25 protein-coding genes are annotated in these 19,572 nt (G+C 42.9%); 4 read left to right on the top strand and 21 right to left on the bottom strand.

What is annotated here, in order from left to right; genetic code table 11:
• From rplR to rpsL, 21 genes are all read right to left on the bottom strand, one after another.
• On the bottom strand, window positions 1–357 hold the full coding sequence (rplR, locus tag FGM00_RS13380) for a 50S ribosomal protein L18 (protein ID WP_138853397.1): 357 nt from the start codon (window positions 355–357) through the stop codon (window positions 1–3).
• 10 nt (window positions 358–367) lie between these two features.
• Window positions 368–910 carry a 50S ribosomal protein L6 gene (gene rplF / locus FGM00_RS13385; RefSeq protein WP_138853398.1) on the bottom strand — a complete coding sequence of 181 codons (543 nt, stop codon included), beginning with the start codon at window positions 908–910 and terminating at the stop codon, window positions 368–370.
• Between the two features lie 18 nt (window positions 911–928).
• The gene (gene rpsH, locus FGM00_RS13390; RefSeq protein ID WP_138853399.1) at window positions 929–1,327 is read right to left on the bottom strand and encodes a 30S ribosomal protein S8; all 399 of its coding nucleotides are present in this window, start codon (window positions 1,325–1,327) and stop codon (window positions 929–931) included.
• Window positions 1,328–1,394: 67 nt separating this feature from the next.
• Window positions 1,395–1,664, bottom strand: coding sequence for a 30S ribosomal protein S14 (gene rpsN, locus FGM00_RS13395; protein WP_138853400.1), 270 nt, complete (start codon window positions 1,662–1,664; stop codon window positions 1,395–1,397).
• Between the two features lie 3 nt (window positions 1,665–1,667).
• On the bottom strand, window positions 1,668–2,219 hold the full coding sequence (rplE, locus tag FGM00_RS13400) for a 50S ribosomal protein L5 (RefSeq protein WP_138853401.1): 552 nt from the start codon (window positions 2,217–2,219) through the stop codon (window positions 1,668–1,670).
• 2 nt (window positions 2,220–2,221) lie between these two features.
• Window positions 2,222–2,536, bottom strand: coding sequence for a 50S ribosomal protein L24 (gene rplX / locus FGM00_RS13405; protein WP_138853402.1), 315 nt, complete (start codon window positions 2,534–2,536; stop codon window positions 2,222–2,224).
• Window positions 2,537–2,546: 10 nt separating this feature from the next.
• On the bottom strand, window positions 2,547–2,915 hold the full coding sequence (gene rplN, locus FGM00_RS13410) for a 50S ribosomal protein L14 (RefSeq protein ID WP_013993867.1): 369 nt from the start codon (window positions 2,913–2,915) through the stop codon (window positions 2,547–2,549).
• A 2-nt stretch (window positions 2,916–2,917) separates the two neighbouring features.
• Window positions 2,918–3,178, bottom strand: coding sequence for a 30S ribosomal protein S17 (rpsQ, locus tag FGM00_RS13415; RefSeq protein WP_138853403.1), 261 nt, complete (start codon window positions 3,176–3,178; stop codon window positions 2,918–2,920).
• 13 nt (window positions 3,179–3,191) lie between these two features.
• Window positions 3,192–3,383 (bottom strand): 50S ribosomal protein L29, encoded by a 192-nt coding sequence (rpmC, locus tag FGM00_RS13420; protein WP_138853404.1) that lies wholly within the window; start codon window positions 3,381–3,383, stop codon window positions 3,192–3,194.
• Window positions 3,384–3,395: 12 nt separating this feature from the next.
• A complete protein-coding gene (gene rplP / locus FGM00_RS13425; RefSeq protein ID WP_138853405.1) occupies window positions 3,396–3,818 on the bottom strand; it encodes a 50S ribosomal protein L16 in 423 nt (140 codons plus the stop codon).
• A gap of 20 nt (window positions 3,819–3,838) precedes the next feature.
• Entirely contained in the window at window positions 3,839–4,558 is a 720-nt protein-coding gene (gene rpsC, locus FGM00_RS13430) for a 30S ribosomal protein S3 (RefSeq protein ID WP_138853406.1), read from the bottom strand.
• Window position 4,559: 1 nt separating this feature from the next.
• Window positions 4,560–4,967, bottom strand: a complete 408-nt coding sequence (rplV, locus tag FGM00_RS13435; protein WP_138853407.1) for a 50S ribosomal protein L22 — start codon at window positions 4,965–4,967, stop codon at window positions 4,560–4,562.
• A gap of 3 nt (window positions 4,968–4,970) precedes the next feature.
• Complete coding sequence (gene rpsS, locus FGM00_RS13440) at window positions 4,971–5,249, bottom strand: 30S ribosomal protein S19 (protein WP_138853408.1); 279 nt, start codon at window positions 5,247–5,249, stop codon at window positions 4,971–4,973.
• 14 nt (window positions 5,250–5,263) lie between these two features.
• Complete coding sequence (rplB, locus tag FGM00_RS13445) at window positions 5,264–6,088, bottom strand: 50S ribosomal protein L2 (RefSeq protein ID WP_138853409.1); 825 nt, start codon at window positions 6,086–6,088, stop codon at window positions 5,264–5,266.
• Window positions 6,089–6,097: 9 nt separating this feature from the next.
• The gene (rplW, locus tag FGM00_RS13450; RefSeq protein WP_138853410.1) at window positions 6,098–6,388 is read right to left on the bottom strand and encodes a 50S ribosomal protein L23; all 291 of its coding nucleotides are present in this window, start codon (window positions 6,386–6,388) and stop codon (window positions 6,098–6,100) included.
• Window positions 6,389–6,395: 7 nt separating this feature from the next.
• Window positions 6,396–7,025 carry a 50S ribosomal protein L4 gene (gene rplD / locus FGM00_RS13455; RefSeq protein WP_138853411.1) on the bottom strand — a complete coding sequence of 210 codons (630 nt, stop codon included), beginning with the start codon at window positions 7,023–7,025 and terminating at the stop codon, window positions 6,396–6,398.
• Window positions 7,025–7,642 (bottom strand): 50S ribosomal protein L3, encoded by a 618-nt coding sequence (gene rplC, locus FGM00_RS13460; RefSeq protein WP_138853412.1) that lies wholly within the window; start codon window positions 7,640–7,642, stop codon window positions 7,025–7,027. The genes rplD and rplC overlap by 1 nt, the downstream gene beginning before the upstream one ends.
• Window positions 7,643–7,928: 286 nt before the next feature.
• Complete coding sequence (gene rpsJ / locus FGM00_RS13465) at window positions 7,929–8,234, bottom strand: 30S ribosomal protein S10 (RefSeq protein WP_007094989.1); 306 nt, start codon at window positions 8,232–8,234, stop codon at window positions 7,929–7,931.
• A gap of 9 nt (window positions 8,235–8,243) precedes the next feature.
• Window positions 8,244–10,376, bottom strand: a complete 2,133-nt coding sequence (gene fusA, locus FGM00_RS13470; protein WP_138853413.1) for an elongation factor G — start codon at window positions 10,374–10,376, stop codon at window positions 8,244–8,246.
• A gap of 6 nt (window positions 10,377–10,382) precedes the next feature.
• Window positions 10,383–10,859 (bottom strand): 30S ribosomal protein S7, encoded by a 477-nt coding sequence (rpsG, locus tag FGM00_RS13475; RefSeq protein WP_138853414.1) that lies wholly within the window; start codon window positions 10,857–10,859, stop codon window positions 10,383–10,385.
• A 101-nt stretch (window positions 10,860–10,960) separates the two neighbouring features.
• Window positions 10,961–11,335 (bottom strand): 30S ribosomal protein S12, encoded by a 375-nt coding sequence (gene rpsL, locus FGM00_RS13480; RefSeq protein ID WP_138853415.1) that lies wholly within the window; start codon window positions 11,333–11,335, stop codon window positions 10,961–10,963.
• Window positions 11,336–11,821: 486 nt separating this feature from the next.
• Between rpsL and FGM00_RS13485 the strand changes: the two genes are divergently transcribed.
• From FGM00_RS13485 to FGM00_RS13500, 4 genes are all read left to right on the top strand, one after another.
• Window positions 11,822–15,058: a SusC/RagA family TonB-linked outer membrane protein gene (locus FGM00_RS13485; RefSeq protein ID WP_138853416.1), complete on the top strand. Its 3,237-nt coding sequence runs from the start codon at window positions 11,822–11,824 to the stop codon at window positions 15,056–15,058.
• Between the two features lie 19 nt (window positions 15,059–15,077).
• On the top strand, window positions 15,078–16,727 hold the full coding sequence (locus tag FGM00_RS13490) for a SusD/RagB family nutrient-binding outer membrane lipoprotein (RefSeq protein WP_138853417.1): 1,650 nt from the start codon (window positions 15,078–15,080) through the stop codon (window positions 16,725–16,727).
• A gap of 15 nt (window positions 16,728–16,742) precedes the next feature.
• Window positions 16,743–18,077, top strand: a complete 1,335-nt coding sequence (locus FGM00_RS13495; protein WP_138853418.1) for a hypothetical protein — start codon at window positions 16,743–16,745, stop codon at window positions 18,075–18,077.
• A 96-nt stretch (window positions 18,078–18,173) separates the two neighbouring features.
• Window positions 18,174–19,529, top strand: coding sequence for an aryl-sulfate sulfotransferase (locus FGM00_RS13500; protein WP_138853419.1), 1,356 nt, complete (start codon window positions 18,174–18,176; stop codon window positions 19,527–19,529).
• Window positions 19,530–19,572: the final 43 nt, after the last annotated feature.

The raw sequence follows: 19,572 nt of genomic DNA on the forward strand, positions 1-19,572 counted from the left end.
TTAGAATTGAAGTCCTGCTTCCCTTGCGCCTTCGGCCAATGATTTTACACGACCGTGATATAGATTACCTCCCCTATCGAAGGCCACCTTATCGATTCCCGCTTTTTTGGCTTTCTCGGCAATAGCCTTCCCAACCAATGCGGCAACTTCTGACTTGGTTCCCTTTTCTTTCGCCAAGTCCTTATCCCTGGAAGAAACTGCTAACAACGTAGTGCCCTCACGGTCATTGATAATTTGAGCATAAATCTCGCTATTACTCCTGAATACGGATAACCTTGGTCGCTCAGCGGTCCCGATAGAGACCTTTCTGATTCTTTTTCTAATTCTATACTTTCTTTGAGTCTTTGACAATCCCATAACACTATGCTTAAGCTGATTTACCTGCTTTTCTTCTCAATTGTTCACCAACGAATCTTACACCTTTTCCTTTGTAAGGTTCCGGCTTGCGGAATGACCGAATCTTGGCTGCAACTTGGCCAACCAACTGCTTATCGAAAGAAGACAATTTGATAATAGGATTCTTTCCTTTTTCAGAAACCGTCTCTACTTTCACCTCTGGAGCAATATCCAAAACGATATTATGTGAAAAACCAAGGGCGATATCAAGCTTTTGACCTTGATGGCTAGCACGATAACCCACACCTACCAATTCCAATTCCTTGGTCCATCCTTTGGATACTCCTTCGGTCATATTCAATACCAGGGAACGGTAAAGACCGTGCATGGACTTGTGTTCTTTTGAATCCGAAGGTCTTGTTACCCATACTTGATTATCCTCGATCTTGATCTCGACTCCCGAATATTCTTGGGAAAGCTCGCCTAATTTACCTTTTACGTTTACCACATTATCGTTAACCTCGATGGTTACCCCTTCTGGTATCGCAATTGGATTATTACCTATTCTAGACATCTCTTAATTCTTTCTCTATTAGTAAACGTAACACAATACTTCACCGCCAACATTCTCTCTTTTGGCCTGTTTGCTGGTCATCACCCCGTGAGAGGTAGAAACGATCGCAATACCCAAACCATTTAGCACTCGTGGCAAGGTTTCGGAACCGGTATACTTTCGTAGTCCGGGCTTACTCACCCTTTGAAGCTTTCTGATTACGGGCTCTTTGGTTACTTTATCGTATTTCAAGGCGATTTTAATCGTTCCTTGCACTTTATCCTCCAAAAATTTGTAACTCAAGATGTACCCTTGATCGAACAATATTTTCGTCATTTCCTTTTTAACATTGGATGCTGGGATTTCAACAACCCTATGTCCCGCCATATTGGCGTTTCTGATCCGTGTTAAATAATCTGCAATAGTATCTGTAACCATTTTTATGATATTCGGTAACGGTTTTTAGCTTTCTGCTAAACCTGAAACCAGTTTATTCTCGTTTATTTTACCAACTCGCCTTTCTAACACCGGGAATCAAACCTTGATTGGCCATTTCCCTGAATTTGACCCTTGATATACCGAATGTCCTCATATATCCCTTTGGCCTACCGGTCAATTTACATCTGTTGTGCATACGAACAGGAGAGGCATTTTTAGGTAATTTTTGCAAACCTTCGTAATCGCCGGCCTCTTTCAAGGCTTTCCGCTTCTCAGCATATTTTGCAACGGTTCTAGCTCTTTTACGCTCGCGAGCCTTCATTGATTCCTTAGCCATACCTTACTTCTTTTTAAAGGGTAATCCCAATTCCGTTAATAATGATTTTGCTTCCTTATCGGTGTCAGCGGATGTTACGAACGTAATATCCATACCGTTTATCCTATTGATTTTGTCGATATTGATTTCCGGAAAAATAATCTGCTCAGTTACCCCAAGACTGTAATTTCCTCGTCCGTCAAAACCTGTGGCTTTGATTCCTTGAAAATCCCGAACCCGTGGCAAAGCACTGGTCACTAACCTATCCAAGAACTCATACATACGCTCCCCACGAAGAGTTACCTTTGCACCGATCGGCATTCCTTTTCTTAATTTGAAGGCCGCAACATCTTTTTTAGACATGGTGGGTATAGCACGCTGACCTGTGATCATCGTCAACTCCTCAACAGCATGGTCGATCAATTTCTTATCGGCCACTGCCGCTCCTACACCCCTACTTACCACTATCTTCTTCAACTTGGGAACCTGCATTACATTTTTGTAACTGTATTCCTTGATAAGCGACTTTACGATACGGTCTTGGTATTCTAACTTTAATCTTGATACGTATGCCATAACTAAATTACTTCATTGGATTTCTTGGAGTAGCGCACTTTTTTTCCGTCCCTAATTTCAAAACCAACACGGGTGGTATCTCCCGACTTGGAATCTATAAGGGCCAAATTTGAAATGTGAAGTGGCGCTTCTTTCTTTACAATGCCTCCTTGCGGATTTTTGGCACTCGGCTTTTCATGTTTAGACACCATATTGGCGCCCTCGACAATAGCCTTATTCTTCTCGACAAATACTTTCATCACCTTCCCTTCAACACCTTTATGGTCTCCGGCTATGATTCTTACGGTATCTCCCGTTTTTATCTTTAATTTGCTCATTTTTTTTACTTTATAGTACCTCAGGGGCCAATGATACGATTTTCATGAACTGCTTGTCACGAAGTTCTCTGGCAACAGGACCGAAAACACGGGTTCCTCTCATCTCCCCGGTAGGGTTCAAGAGCACACAAGCGTTATCGTCAAATCGTATGTAAGAACCATCAGGTCGCCTTACTTCCTTTTTGGTACGAACCACTACTGCCGTAGAAACCGCTCCTTTTTTAATACCACCATTAGGGGTAGCTTCCTTTACGGTAACAACGATCTTATCGCCGATAGACGCGTATCTTCTTTTCGTACCACCGAGTACTCGAATGGTCAAAACCTCCTTCGCACCTGTGTTATCCGCAACCTTAAGTCTAGATTCCTGCTGTAACATAATTATTTAGCTCTTTCTAAGATTTCTACTAACCTCCAACACTTGGTCTTGCTCATTGGTCGGGTCTCCATTATCTTAACGGTATCACCTTCCTTACAATCATTCATTTCGTCGTGGGCAACGTACTTCTTCGTTTTCAAAACGAATTTACCGTACATGGGGTGCTTTACTCGTTTCACCTCTGCAACTACAATGGATTTCTCCATTTTGTCACTGGTTACAACACCAACTCTTTCTTTTCTTAAATTTCTTTTATCTTCCATAAAGCAGAACCAGTTATTGGTTTTCCCTTTTAGTTAATTCCGTTGCTAATCGTGCAGCAGTTCTTCTTACCTTTCTTATCTGAAGCGGATTTTCCAAAGGCGTAACGAAATGTGCCATTTTCAAATCTGCATGCTGTTTTTTGAACTCGGCAAGTTTAGCGGTAAGCTCCTCGACTGACAATTCTTTAATTTCTTTGTTTTTCATGCTACCCTCCTATTAGTTTTCAACGTAATCCCTTGCTACCATGAATTTGGTCCTTACCGGCAACTTCTGGGCTGCAAGACGCAATGCCTCTTTTGCAACTTCGATAGGCACACCGGCCACTTCGAACATTACCCTTCCTGGCAATACAACCGCCACAAAATATTCTGGAGCACCTTTACCTTTACCCATACGTACTTCCAATGGCTTCTTGGTAATCGGCTTGTCCGGAAATATTTTAATCCAAAGCTGACCTTCCCTCTTCATATATCTTGTCGCCGCGATACGGGCTGCCTCGATTTGTCTCGAGGTGATAAATTTCGAATCCAATGATTTGATTCCGAACATACCGTTTGACAGTTGATGCCCTCTGCTAGAGTTGCCCTTCATACGGCCTTTCTGCATTTTTCGGAACTTGGTTCTCTTAGGTTGTAACATTACGCTATCTCTTTAAAAAATTACTTTCTACGACGTGGTTTTCTTCCTCCATCGCGCTTATCGCCTTTACCGCCTTGGTTCTTTTGCATTCCGACCAATGGTGATAATTCTCTCTTCCCATATACTTCCCCTTTCATGATCCACACCTTGATGCCCAATCGGCCATAAGTCGTATGTGCTTCATGCAGGGCATAATCGATATCGGCCCTAAAGGTCGACAAGGGAATACGACCATCTTTATAGGATTCCGAACGTGCCATTTCAGCTCCGTTCAAACGACCGGAAATCTGTATTTTGATACCCTCGGCATTCATACGCATTGCTGCTGCAATGGCCATTTTAATCGCACGTCTAAACGAAATTCTACTTTCAATCTGTCTCGCAACACTGGCTGCAACCAAATTCGCCTCTACTTCGGGTCTCTTGATTTCATGAATATTGATCTGTACCTCTTTGCCGGTAATCTTTTTAAGCTCTTCTTTAAGCTTATCTACTTCCTGACCTCCCTTACCGATAATAATTCCCGGTCTAGCCGTAGTCACTGTTACCGTAATCAACTTTAAGGTACGTTCGATAATAATCCTTGAAACGCTTGCTTTTGCCAAACGGGCGTGGATATACTTTCTAATCTTATCGTCTTCAGCTAGTTTATCGCCATAGTCGTTACCACCGTACCAGTTAGACTCCCAGCCCCTGATAATTCCAAGACGATTTCCTATCGGATTTGTTTTCTGTCCCATTCTAGCTCTCTATGTTATTGTTAGATCCCAAAACCAATGTTACATGGTTCGAACGTTTTCTTATTCTATGTGCTCTTCCTTGAGGCGCGGGCCGCAGTCTCTTTAACATCGCACCACTATCTACCCGTATCTCTTTAATGAACAAGTCCGCCGCTTCGATATCGCCATCCTCGTTTTTGGCTTGCCAATTGGCAATCGCGGAGAGTAAAAGCTTCTCCAATTTTCTGGAAGATTCTTTTGAATTGAATTTCAGAATAGCCAAAGCCTTTTCAATTTGTACACCACGTACCAAATCGGCCACCAAACGCATTTTTCTTGGAGAGGTAGGGCAATTGTTCAGTTTTGCAAAAGCAACCTGTTTCTTTTCGGCCTTTATTCTTTCGGCCATTTGTCTTTTTCGAACTCCCATAGCTTACCTCTTACCTTTATTCTTTGCGCCTGCATGCCCCCTGAAAGAACGAGTCGGCGAAAATTCCCCTAGTTTGTGGCCCACCATGTTTTCCGTAACATATACAGGAACGAATTGTCTCCCGTTATGCACTGCGATAGTGAGGCCTACAAAGTCAGGCGTTATCATTGATGCTCTAGACCATGTCTTGATTACGGATTTCTTGCCCGATGACGCACTTTGCTGAATTTTCTTCTCCAGACTATAATGTACGTAAGGTCCTTTTTTTAGTGAACGTGCCATTGCTTTCTACGTTTTTATTTCTTTCTACGTTCGATAATATATTTATTCGTCTTCTTGGTAGCCGAACGAGTCCTGTACCCTTTGGCAGGAATACCATTTCTTGATCTTGGATGACCACCCGAAGCTCTACCTTCACCACCACCCATCGGGTGATCGACCGGGTTCATCGCCACTGGTCTTGTTCTTGGTCTTTTACCCAACCATCTACTTCTACCTGCCTTCCCGGACACCAATAACTGGTGGTCAGAGTTAGAAATTGCACCAATAGTAGCCAAACAACCGGAAAGTATCAATCGCGTTTCACCAGAGGGCATCTTAACGGTTACGAACTTTCCGTCTTTCGCCATCAATTGCGCAAAGGTTCCAGCACTTCTTGCCATTACGGCACCTTGACCTGGACGTAATTCAATACAGGAAATAATCGTACCCAATGGAATATCGGATAGTGGAAGCGCATTCCCTATCTCGGGGGCAACGGAACTACCGGAGGATATCTTCTGACCGACCTGCAGTCCATTCTGGGCAACAATATATCTTTTTTCACCATCGGTATATTCTACCAACGCGATAAAGGCTGTTCTGTTCGGGTCGTATTGAATCGATTTTACGGTAGCGGTAACACCCTGCTTATCCCTTTTGAAATCGATAACACGATACCTACGCTTGTGACCACCACCTTTTTGGCGAATAGTCATCTTCCCTTGACTGTTTCTACCTCCGGACTTTTTTAACGGAGCAAGCAAGCTTTTCTCCGGCTTATCAGTCGTAATGGCGTCAAACCCATTTACGACTCTAAAACGCTGTCCAGGAGTTACTGGTTTTAATTTTCTAACTGACATGTCTTGTCTTTATAGATTACTGTAAAAATCAATGATATCTCCCTCTGCTACATCGACTATCGCTTTTTTAACCGCGTTCGTCTTACCATGCTGCACACCTGTTTTGGTGAATCTTGTCTTTCTTGAAGGAGGATAGTTCATTGTTCTTACCTTACTTACAGAAACCCCATAAGTTGCCTCGACGGCATCTTTGATTTGAATCTTGTTCGCTCGGGGGTCTACTATGAAACCATAACGATTGTACAACTCGCCCAGGGCAGTCATCTTTTCTGTTATAATCGGTTTTATCAACACACTCATGATTTCCTTATTTATTTAGGTTCGATTGAAGTCCTTCTAGCGACCCTTCAAGTAGCACTACACTATTTGCATTCAAGATTTTGTAAGTACTTAATTCAGAACTAGTTACAACTTCTGAACCCCTCAAATTACGAGAAGCCAAATATACGCTATTATTTGAATCGCCCAACACAAATAAAGATTTTTTGTTTTCAAGCCCCAAAGACTTCAAAACCTGTACGAAATCCTTGGTTTTCGGAGTGTCGAAACTGAAGTCTTCCAAGACTACTATCGCTTTCTCTTTCGACTTGATACTCAAGGCCGATTTACGCGCCAATCGCTTCAAATTTTTATTCAGTTTTTGGGTATAATCTTTAGGCCTAGGTCCGAAAATCCTACCTCCACCCTTGAAGATGGGAGATTTGATACTACCCGCACGGGCGGTACCCGTACCCTTTTGTTTTTTTATCTTTCTCGTACTCCCTACAATTTCAGCCCTTTCCTTAGACTTGTGAGTACCTTGTCTTTGGTGTGCCAAATATTGTTTCACATCCAAATAAACGGCATGATTGTTAGGCTCTATAGCGAAAACATCGTCTGAAAGATCTACTTTCCTACCTGTTTCTTTTCCTTTGATATCTAAAACTGCTACTTTCATTATTTCTCGATAATTACGTAAGCGTTCTTGTGTCCTGGAACACATCCTTTAACTACGATAAGATTCTTTTCCGGAACGACTTTAAGCACCCTAAGGTTTTGAACGGTAACGCGTTCGCCACCCATTCTACCTGCCATGCGCATTCCTTTGAAAACCCTTGATGGATCGGAACCAGCACCAATAGAACCTGGGGCCCTTAGCCTGTTATGTTGCCCGTGTGTAGATTGACCGACACCACGAAAACCATGTCGCTTTACCACACCTTGAAAACCTTTTCCTTTTGAGGTACCTGCCACATCGACAAATTCACCTTCCACAAAAATATCGACACCAACGGTATCGCCTAATTTGTACTCCTCATCAAAACCTTGGAATTCAACGACTTTTTTCTTGGGAGAAGTACCTGCCTTTTTCGCGTGGCCCAATTCGGCCTTGCTAGCACGTTTTTCTGCCTTGTCATCGAAACCAATTTGAAGGGCATTGTACCCATCAACTTCCTCGGTTCTGACTTGGGTCACCACACATGGCCCAGCTTGAATGACGGTACAAGGAAGATTTTTTCCGTTCTCATCGAAAATACTGGTCATGCCTACTTTTTTTCCTATTAACCCAGACATAAATGATTTAAATTTTAGACTTTGAACTTTTGCGCTTCACAAGTGAAGAGCAACATTCATCATCCGTTAATATTAACTATTAATAACTCTAACTTTCTTACAAAAAAACAGGGTCGAAAAACAATTCAACCCTGAATTTTGTTTTCTTTCCGTTTTTCCCTTGCACGCAGCTTAGGACATGTTTATTCTGAACTTGATTCAGAATCTAATCAATTTAAACAGGCACTTCGACTGCGCTCAGTGTTTGTTCGGCTTACGATTCTCTAAAAAAGAGAATCGAGTCTCACTAAACTTTAATCTCTACTTCAACACCGCTGGGAAGCTCTAGCTTCATTAGGGCGTCAATCGTCTTTGACGAAGAACTGTAGATATCCAATAATCGCTTATAGGAACTCAACTGAAATTGCTCTCTCGATTTCTTGTTCACGTGAGGTGAACGCAAAACCGTGAAAATTTTCTTGTGCGTTGGCAAAGGAATCGGACCAGTTACTACCGCTCCAGTTGTTTTTACCGTCTTTACGATTTTCTCAGCAGATTTATCTACCAGATTATGGTCGTAAGATTTAAGTTTTATTCTAATTTTTTGGCTCATGTCTTAAATTTAAGCTGTTACCCCTTTTGCCTTTTTGATCACCTCTTCCGATATGTTCGAAGGTGTTTGGGCATAATGTGAAAATTCCATTGTAGATGTCGCTCTACCTGAGGATAATGTTCTCAAAGAGGTCACATAACCAAACATCTCTGATAATGGCACCGTACCTTTAACCACCTTAGATCCAGCTCTATCGCTCATATCGCTGATTGTACCACGCCTTCTATTTAAGTCGCCTACGATATCACCCATATTCTCTTCTGGGGTAATCACTTCGATTTTCATTATTGGCTCCATGATTACGGCACCAGCAGCTTTTCCTGCGGATTTATAACCCATTTTCGCGGCCAATTCAAAGGATAGCGCATCCGAATCCACCGCATGAAACGATCCGTCGTTCAAGACAACCTTCATCCTATCCATTTCAAATCCGGCCAAAGGACCGTTTTGCATTGCTGCAGCAAACCCCTTCTCGACAGACGGAATGAATTCTTTCGGAATACGACCGCCTTTGATATTATCCTCAAATTGCAATCCTTCTCCTTCGAAATCCTCATCAGCAGGACCCATTTCAAATACAATGTCACCGAATTTACCACGACCACCGGATTGTTTCTTATACGTTTCTCTGTGGGAAGCCATCTTAGTAAGCGCCTCTTTGTATTCTACCTGAGGCTCACCTTGGTTTACCTCAACTTTGAATTCGCGTCGTAAACGATCTACGATAATATCCAAGTGTAGCTCGCCCATACCCGAAATAATGGTCTGGCCTGAAGCCTCATCGGTTTTAACTTGGAATGTAGGATCTTCTTCGGCCAATTTTGCCAAAGCCATACCCAATTTATCCACATCGGCCTTTGTTTTCGGCTCAACCGCGATACCGATAACGGGATCAGGGAAGTCCATGCTTTCCAAAATGATAGGATGTTTCTCTGAAGACATCGTATCTCCTGTCTTGATATCCTTGAAACCAACGGCAGCACCAATATCACCTGCCTCGATATAATCGATGGCATTTTGCTTATTGGAGTGCATTTGGTAGATACGTGAAATACGTTCTTTCTTACCGGAACGGTTATTCAATATATACGAACCGGCATCCAAACGACCGGAATATGTTCTGAAGAATGCCAACCGTCCGACAAAGGGATCCGTAGCAATTTTAAATGCCAAGGCCGCAAAAGGCTCTTTAACACTTGGTTTTCTGCTGATAGCTTCACCTGTATCAGGGTCTGTACCAACAATAGCTTCCTTATCCAAAGGAGAAGGCAAGTACCTACAAACGGCATCCAATAGAAACTGAACACCCTTATTTTTAAAGGAAGAACCACAAATCATGGGAATGATTGCCCTGTCCATGACGGCAGCCCTCAAAGCAGCATGTACTTCTTCTTCGGTAATGGAATCTTCATCTTCGAAGAATTTTTCCATCAAACCTTCATCGTATTCAGCAACAGCTTCAATCAATGCGGCACGATACTCCTTAACTTCGGCCTTCATTTCTTCCGGAATCGGCACAACATCGAATGTAGAACCAAAACCTTCTTCATGCCAAACAATGGCCCTATTCTTTGCCAAATCAACAATACCTTTAAAATCGCCCTCCTCGCCAATCGGCAAAACGATAGGCACTGCATTGGAGCCCAACATCTCACGCACTTGCTTACAGACCATCAGGAAATTGGATCCCTGTCGGTCCATCTTATTGACGAAACCAATACGTGGTACCTTATAGTTATCGGCCAATCTCCAGTTCGTTTCAGACTGTGGCTCAACACCATCTACTGCACTAAAAAGGAATACCAGACCATCAAGCACACGTAAGGACCTATTTACCTCAACGGTAAAATCAACGTGACCCGGGGTATCGATAATGTTAAAGTGATAGGGTTTGGCATCGGCGGTAGGCTCAGCGTTTTCCTTTGGGAAAACCCATTCACAAGTAGTAGCGGCCGAGGTAATCGTAATACCTCGCTCCTGCTCCTGCTCCATCCAATCCATGGTTGCGGCACCATCGTGTACCTCACCAATTTTATGACTCACACCCGTATAAAAAAGAATACGCTCTGTGGTCGTGGTCTTTCCGGCATCAATGTGCGCGGCAATACCTATATTTCTTGTGTATTTTAAATCTCTTGCCATTTCCGATTAAAATCTAAAGTGAGAGAACGCTTTGTTGGCCTCGGCCATCTTGTGCGTATCCATTCTTTTCTTGACGGCAGCACCTTCCTCTTTAGAGGCAGCCAGTACTTCCCCTGCCAATTTCGCAGCCATTCCCTTTTCGTTCCGCTTTCTTGCAAAACTGATCAGCCACTTCATTGCCGTGGAGATTTTCCTATCCGGGCGAATCTGCATTGGAATTTGGAAGGTAGCCCCACCAACTCTTCTACTTCTCACCTCAACATGTGGCATGACATTGGACAATGCATCTTTCCAAAGTTCCAGGGAGTTTTTTTCGTCATCGGTCTTTTTTTCTTCCACGATATCCATGGCGTCATAAAAAACCTTGAACGCGACCGACTTTTTACCATCCCACATCATCATATTGACGAATCGGGTTACCAACTGGTCTCCAAATCTTGGATCTGGCAGTAACGGTCTCTTTTTTGCCTGTTTTTTTCTCATTACTTCTACTTAAAAAGTTTGTGGTTTATGGCTTCAAGTATAGCGTCGTAGGAATATTTAATCACCTGTCGCACCATTACCTTTGCGCCCTGCACCTTTAATTACTTCTTTGGGCGTTTTGCACCGTACTTAGACCTACGCTGAGTTCTTCCCGCAACACCTGCGGTGTCGAGTGCCCCCCTTACGATATGGTATCTAACTCCTGGCAAATCCTTTACCCTTCCTCCCCTTACTAATACTATCGAGTGCTCTTGCAAGTTGTGCCCTTCTCCTGGGATGTAAGCATTTACCTCCTTACCGTTGGTCAACCTAACCCTTGCCACTTTTCTCATGGCAGAATTCGGTTTCTTTGGCGTAGTTGTGTAAACACGTGTACAAACCCCTCGTCGTTGGGGACACGAATCCAAAGCAGCCGATTTACTCTTCTTAGTAATCGTGGTTCTTCCTTTTCGTACTAATTGTGATATTGTTGGCATACTATAATATATGTATAAATCCAGTTCCCGTTAATCCCTGCTTGGGTTTGCTAGAAACTACCCCTGTTTAAGGGCTGGCAAATGTAGTGATATTTACCAATAATTCAAATACAGTTCAGATTATTTTTATGGATTTTTTGAATTGGTTAAATCAGTCCATAATATAGGAAGTGCATTTTAGAGGATTGCAATGATTTAGTATCGACCTAAGCTTTCCGAGATACCTTTAATTATGAATCAAACAGGCAATTTACAAATTACACCTATCGAGCTTCCAAGCGTTTCAATTTTTAGTCTTAGAATAATTCCCGAATTGTGAATTTTATAAAATTCGGCATTGTTATATATCAAGTACATAATAGCAGCTATTGTTTTATGTGTAACTGGGAACTCTTGGTTGGATTCTTAAAGTTTTATTAAAAAAGGTTTGCATAATTAACTTCCTTTTGTGATTTTTGCCGTTAGCTAATTCAAATAATTCAAAAAATGAGAACAAAACTGAATGCAATTTTAACGCTATTACTGGCGTTCGTCGTGCATATTTCGTTTGCACAGGACAAAACGATTACCGGAACGGTGACGGATCAAGATGGTCTGCCGCTTCCCGGGGTCAACATTGTTGTAGAAGGTACCACCAACGGTACCCAAACCGATTTTGACGGTAACTATGCCATTCAGGGCAGTGCCGGACAAGTCTTGCTCTTTACCTATATCGGTCAAAAAGCCGTTAGGCAGACCATTGGTGCCGACAGCGTCATCAACGTGCAAATGCAGGAAGATGCACAAGCGCTTGAAGAGGTGGTCGTGACCGCACAGGGTATTAAAAAGGAAAAGCAAGCGCTGGGTTATGCGGTTGCCGAAGTAGGCAGCGACCAGATAGAGGATCGCGCAGAAGGGGACGTAGGTCGTATCTTGACCGGGAAAGCCTCTGGTGTCAACATCACAGCGCAGTCCGGTCTTTCAGGTTCTGGTACGAGTATAGTAATTCGTGGCCTGAGCAGTTTCTCAGGAAGTAACCAACCGCTCTTCATTGTAGATGGTGTTCCTTTCGATAGTGGCACCAATGGTCAGCAACAGAATGGTGCTGGCGGCGACTTCGTTGACGGTAATAATGGCTCTAGTAGATTTTTGGATTTAGATCCGAACAATATCGAAAGTGTGAACGTATTGAAAGGTTTGGCCGCGGCCACCTTATACGGTACAGCTGGGCGTAACGGGGTAATCTTGATTACGACCAAAAATGGTGCTCCGGGTGCCGGCGGCGTTAAAAAGAACGAGATTACCGTAAGTAGTTCTATGTTCTTCAACCAAATCGCTTCACTTCCAGATTATCAGGATGAATATGGTAACGGATTTGATCAAAACTTTGGTTGGTTCTTCTCAAACTGGGGTCCTAGTTTTGACCGGGACGGTATTGCTGGATGGGGCAATCAATCCGCTATCGATGACAACGGCACTTTGGCACATCCCTATTCTACATCCACTACGGCCATCCAAGCGGGTTTCCCTGAGCTTCAAGGCGCGCGCTACGATTGGAGACCTTACGACAGTGTAAAGAATTTTTTCAGAACCGGTGTGGTTAAAACAAATTCGGTCAACTTTAATGGCGGTTCGGAAGACGGTAAAGTGTCTTACAATGCCAACTTTGGCCATCTGGACGACGAAGGCTTCACCCCTGGCAACAATCTAAAACGCTACACGGTTGGCTTGGGCGGACGTGCCGTTCTTTCCAATAAATTTACGGTTTCCGGGACCATGAATTATTCAAACACAAACTTTGTATCGCCACCAGTCGCGGCAAGTACAGGTAACAGTGTGTTTGGAACAGGTTCTTCTGTTTTCGCGAACCTATTCTACACCCCTAGAAGTATCGATATTCAAGGGTTACCTTTTGAAAATCCTATTGATAGAAGTAGTGTCTACTATCGTCAGAACAATAGTATTCAGCACCCTTTGTGGACCGTTGCCCATTCAAAAACGCAGCAGGTTACCAATAGAGTATTCGGAAATGCAGCTTTGGCCTATGAAATCAATGACAATTTAAATTTGACGTATAGATTTGGTTTGGACGTTTATAGCGAAAATAATACCAACGCACAGCAAAAAGGCGGTGTTGGTGGTAGTGTAGCCACCCAAAGCGGTATTTATCAAACGTGGAACAACACCAATACCATATTGGATCATAACTTTATTTTAACGGGACAGTATGAATTGTCCGAACGTGTTGGATTCAGCTTCAATGCTGGTGCTACCACCCGTCGCGAGGTGTTTGATCAAAATGGTGTTGCTAGTTCTGGACAGCAGGTATTTGGAGTATTACGGCACTTTAATTTCCAGCTTCAGGATGAAATCCAATTTTTCCAAGAACGAAACATTGCTGGATTGTATGGTCAATTAGACTTTGACTATGATAGGATGTTGTATTTGACACTTTCTGGACGTAATGATTATGTCTCGAACCTTTCTGCAGATAATCGATCTATTTTCTATCCAAGTGCAAGTCTTTCGGTTATACCAACTAAGCTTATTCCTGGTCTTCAAAGCGAAGGGGGAATCAATTACATGAAGCTTCGGGCCGGTTACGGTACTTCTGCAGCTTTTCCGACAGGTTATCCCATTGCTTCAACTTTAGTCTTGGACACTCAGGATTTTAGAGATGGCGATGGAAACGATGTTGTTACAAATGAGAGTGCTAATCAATTAGGAAACCCTAACCTTCAACCCGAATTATTAGCTGAGTTGGAGTTTGGCATCGAAGCGCGGTTCTTTAAGAACAGGCTTTCGCTTGACGCTTCTTACTACACCAGAACCACAACTGATTTAATTATAGATAGACCTCTAGACCCTTCTACAGGCTTTATCACTACTCAAACCAATATTGGTGAAATCAAAGCGGACGGAGTCGAAATCGATGCAACCTTCGCCTTAGTCCGATCACAGGAAGAAGGCGGTTTAGATTGGAGCTTAAACGCTAACTGGACAACTAACCAATCGGAAGTAACCGATTTGGGTTTAGATACAGATATTGTTATTTACTCTGGTTTAACAAGTTTGGGTAACGCTGCAATTGTCGGAGAACAGCTAGGCGTTATTGCTGGTAGCCGTATTACCCGAACAGAAGATGGAGAATTTTTGGTAAATGATGCTGGAGATTATGTTGAAGAAGAAGGCCTTTTCGTTATTGGAAATCCCAATCCAGATTGGCTGCTGAATGTAGGAAATAGTCTAAGCTATAAAAACTTCTCCTTCAACTTTTTAATCAATTACACTCAAGGTGGGGATATTTACAGTAGAACGGTATCTACCTTACTCGGGCGAGGATTAACAACCGACACTGTAGATCGTTTGAATACCTTTATCCTACCTGGCTCTCAGGCAGACGGCACAGCTAACACAAAGCAAATCAATAACTCGACCTATTACTTCAACAACATTCTTTTTGGTCCTGATGAGCTTGGTGTTTTTGATGCTACGGTAATTCGATTACAAGAAATTTCCTTGGGCTATGCCTTACCTTCCAAATTTTTGGATAAGACCCCATTCGGGTCTCTGAGTTTTACCTTATCTGGATTTAACCTATGGTACGATGCCATTAATATGCCCGATGGGACAAACTTTGATCCTAACGTAGCAGGTGTAGGAATTGGAAATGGGCGAGGTTTCGACTATTTAAATGGCCCCAGTTCGAGAAGATTTGGCCTAAGCGTTAAAGCCTCTTTTTAATTAAAAAATAAAATTGATCATGAAAAAAATAATAAAATTTATAGCTATTGTCTTCGCTACTGGGATTGTTTTTAATTCCTGTGAGACTACAGAGCTGGATTTAGCGAGTGATCCCAATGCGCTTACTCCAAGCCAAGCCAATCCGGATTTCTATTTGAACACTGTGCAAGAAACGTTTGCACGTACGGTAGAGTCGCTCGGTGAAAATGGAGCGGAACTCACCCGTATCGAAAATATGTTTGGACGTAATTATCAAAATGTCTATTCTCCCGCTAGTGTGGATAATGAATGGGAACAATCCTATCAAGAAGTTATCAAGAACATTCGCGATATGAACGTTTTGGCAGAAGAAGCCGAGTTATTCTATCATATTGGGATGGGCCAAGTAATGGAAGCTTACACGATTACGCTTTTGGTTGATTTCTTTGGTGACGTGCCTTATTCGGAAGCCATTCAAGCTCCCGAGATTTTAAATCCGGCAGTAGATTCCGGAGCGGACATCTATGCTGCAGCATTGGCACTTTTAGATCAAGCTACAGAAAATTTCAATGCTACTCCGTCGGCACTTCCCCAAAACGACTTCTTTTACAATGGTGATGCTGACGCTTGGATAAGGGCTATTAATACGCTCAAGCTCAGATTATACCTGAATACTGGGAACATTGATGCCTTTGATGAAATTGTAGACGATGAAGATGATTTTATCTCTAGTACTGATGAAGACTTTCAATTTCAATGGGGATCGAATTTGGTTCAGCCTGATACACGTCACCCCAACTACGCGCAAACGTATACGGCCCAGGGCGCCCAAGGGGATTACGCTTCCATTTGGTTGATGGATTTGATGGATACTTCGGACGACCCTCGCATCAGGTATTATTTCTATCGCCAGTCAGCTACGGTACCAGGTGCACCAGGGGTGGCACCCAATGAGGAGACCCTAGCTTGCTCCTTGACCGATCCGCCAGCCCATTATGTTGCGGGAGGATACGAATATTGTTCCTTACCAAACGGATACTGGGGTAGAGACCACGGAAACGACGAAGGTACTCCACCGGATGGTTTTCTTAGGGTAGCACCAGGTGTATATCCACAGGCCGGTCAGTTCGATGATGATAGCTTCGGAGAGATTGCACTCGGTTCCGGTGGTGGCGGTGCGGGAATTACACCCATGTTGTTGGCATCTACCGTAGATTTTTGGAGAGCAGAAGTTGCCATGTCTAGCAGTACTTCGGATGCACTTGAGCTTGTTCTTGATGGTATTGAAAAATCGATTGCAAAGGTACAATCCTTCGGAAGTGTGGATAGTAGTGCTGATGGTTCATTGGCCCCAACCCCAGCCGATAATCAAGCTTACCTAACCAACGTAGGGGCAGAATTCAATGATGTTGATGCCTCCACGGATGATCAATGGAATATCCTGGCAGAGCAGTTCTTTATTGCATTGAAAGGAAATGGGCATGATTCGTACAACTTCTATAGAAGGACCGGGTATCCTAACGACATTCAACCCAACGTTGAACCTAACCCAGGGGCATTTATCCGCTCTTTATTCTACCCCGCAAATGCGGCAAACAATAATCAGAACGTGACGCAAAAAGCTGGTGTTACTGAACAGGTATTTTGGGATACCAATCCAGCATCACCTGCTTTCCCACCGGCTAACTAAAAAAATAAAACTAAGATGATGAAAACAAAAAATATATATATAAGTGCTCTCATTGGTCTTGTACTTCTTACTGCCTGTGAAAGCGACGATAAAGTCGTACAGCAAGTTCTTGACGGCAAAACCTCGGGTGCAGTTCTTAGAGAAAGAGCTATTAGCGGTGAGGAAGACTTTGATATCTTTCGGGATGAGACCGAATTTTCGGTTACTCTCGAGGAGCAAGACGAAGACAATGGAGAATTGATCGACCGTGTCGATTTTACGATTTCCTTTGTTGATAACAACAAGGAAGGCGCTACTGGCGATGATACGGTAGATCCTATTGCCTTCGGAACGATACCAGCATCTGAATTTACCATAGGTGATCGTGGTCTTCCCGTGGCTGATTTCTCCTTCACTATGGCAGAAGCTCTTGAAACGCTTGGTGTTCCTCTGACAGAGGTATTGCCTGGAGACCGTATCCAGCTTGATTTTACGCTATTTTTTACCGACGGCCGTTCCTTTAATGCAAACGATGCTGCGGTCACGGTTACTGGAGGTTCTTTTTTCAGTTCTCCCTTCTCTTATTCACTGCTCGTTGACGACGGTATAGCTTTTGACTATGAGGTTACTACCTCGGATGAAATCGACCTTTCCGACGGTGCGATCAACGAAAACTATCAGGTTGATATCAGTATTGATGATGAGAGTGAAGGCAGTTTAATCGAAACGCTCAATATCTACAGGACATTCCGTGACTTGACAATTGGAGAAGACGGTACCGACCTTTCAGAAGAAGAAGCACTATTTGAAACCTATAACATTGCTGATTTAGATTTGGAAGAAGGAGCACGAATCTTAAGTCTAGATTATTCATTGGATATGATTTTTGGTGATGAGTTGGAACTGGAAGACTTATCTGTTGGGGATGATTTCCAATTCCGATATGAAATTATTACCGAAGACGGTCGAATCGTTACTACCGACGAGAAGGATACGGAGTATTTCTATACTATCGCAACTTCTGAATGTATACTTCTTAACGGAGATGCGCCCTTCCCAGGAGAATATACCGTTAAATTGACCGACTTGTATGGCGACGGCTGGGACGGTGCCTTTATCGAAGTTACCATCGATGGTGGTGACCCACAGGTCTTCACCATAGAGACCGGTGAGGAATCAGAGGGTACATTTACTGTACCTGAAGGTGCAACATCACTTTTGGTGACCTATACCAACGGACTTTGGGAGGATGAGCATGTGTATGAAATTATTGACCCCAACGGTAAAAAAGCTGCCGTAGGCGGGCCCTTCGAGAGAGACAATGCTGCACCGCCAGTAGCGCGCGAAGTTGAATTGAAAGTTTGTGAGTAGTGCTAATTGCTTATAAGTAATTTATGAATTGAAAAGGCCGCTACTCTTGCGGCCTTTTCTTATTGATATAATTTTCAGTAAGTGAAATATTTGGATATGCGAATCAAAAAGTATATTAACATTGTTTTCTTCTTTTTCATCATCGGGCTAAGTTTAACTTCTTGTTCCAATGAAGAGTTGGATAGTACTGAAGAAATTCCTGATGTTGGCGATGATTTAGGCACAGATGCACCCATAGATTCCGTTATGCCCAATCCGAATCCAACACCTGATACAATCGGAAAAGCAACCTTTTTCAATGAGTCGTTGACCTCCAACGACTACATACTTGTAAATGATGCAAAGAATAACTTCGTTTATCTCATGGACAAGAAAGCCACTACCCTTCACCAATGGAACCTTGGTGCCAACGGCGATTTAGGAAATGATTGCTTTCTAGAATCTGATGGAACCTTACTGGCCATGCTTGAATCTGATAACACCTCCCCTGAACTGCGGCTTGGCGGGTATGGAGGGAAAATACATTCCCTTGATAAAAATGGTAACATCATATGGCAATTCGAATATTCTTCGGAGAACCACGTCTTACATCATGACGCCTTAACATTACCAAATGGAAACGTTTTAGCGATGATTTGGGAACGCAAGTCCTTGGAAGAGGTGAGTGCAAAAGGTTATGATTTAGAAGTAGAACTTTTCCCTGATGGCCTTATCGAGATTGAAAGGGCTACCAAAGAAATTGTCTGGGAATGGCATTTATGGGATCACACGATCCAAGACGGTGATGAAACGAAATTAAATTACGGCTCTGTTAACAGCAACCCTCAATTGGTAGACTTGAATTACAATCAGCGTGAAGATGGCGATATTTCCCATGGAAATGGTATTACCTATGACCCTGAGAAAGACATTATCTATTTCAGTGCTAACTTTTATAGTGAAATCTGGGTAATCGACCATAGTACTTCCAGTGCGGAAGCAGCGGGCCATACAGGCGGAAATTATGGAAAAGGGGGAGATTTGATTTATAGATTCGGTAATCCGAAGGCCTATGGAAATAATCAAGGAAAACGTTTGTTTCATAACAATCATCATCCAAATCTGTTTTCCCCCGATGATTATAGTAAAATGTTGGTGTTTTCCAACGGAGCCGAGCTAGAGCAGTCTACCGTGTACGAATTACGACTTCCGGATGAGTTCTCCCTAAACAGCGATTTGGATAATGAGCCGGAAGTATTATGGAGTTTTGCTGATTCCGACCTCTATTCCCCTAAAGTCTCTGGAGCCACTAGATTATCAAATGGTAATACTTTGATTACCGAAGGGGATTTCGGTATCTGGGAGGTCACATCTTCCGGAGAAGTCGTCTGGAAATTTGAAGGAGATGGTTTCTTTTGGCGCGCTTATCCCTATGATAAAAACGCCGAGGAAATTCTAATCTTGGGGCTTTAATTTTTACTCTTAACGCTTAATTATATTTGAAACTTAGCATAAG

The organism is Aggregatimonas sangjinii, assembly GCF_005943945.1.
Lineage (GTDB): Bacteria > Bacteroidota > Bacteroidia > Flavobacteriales > Flavobacteriaceae > Pelagihabitans > Pelagihabitans sangjinii.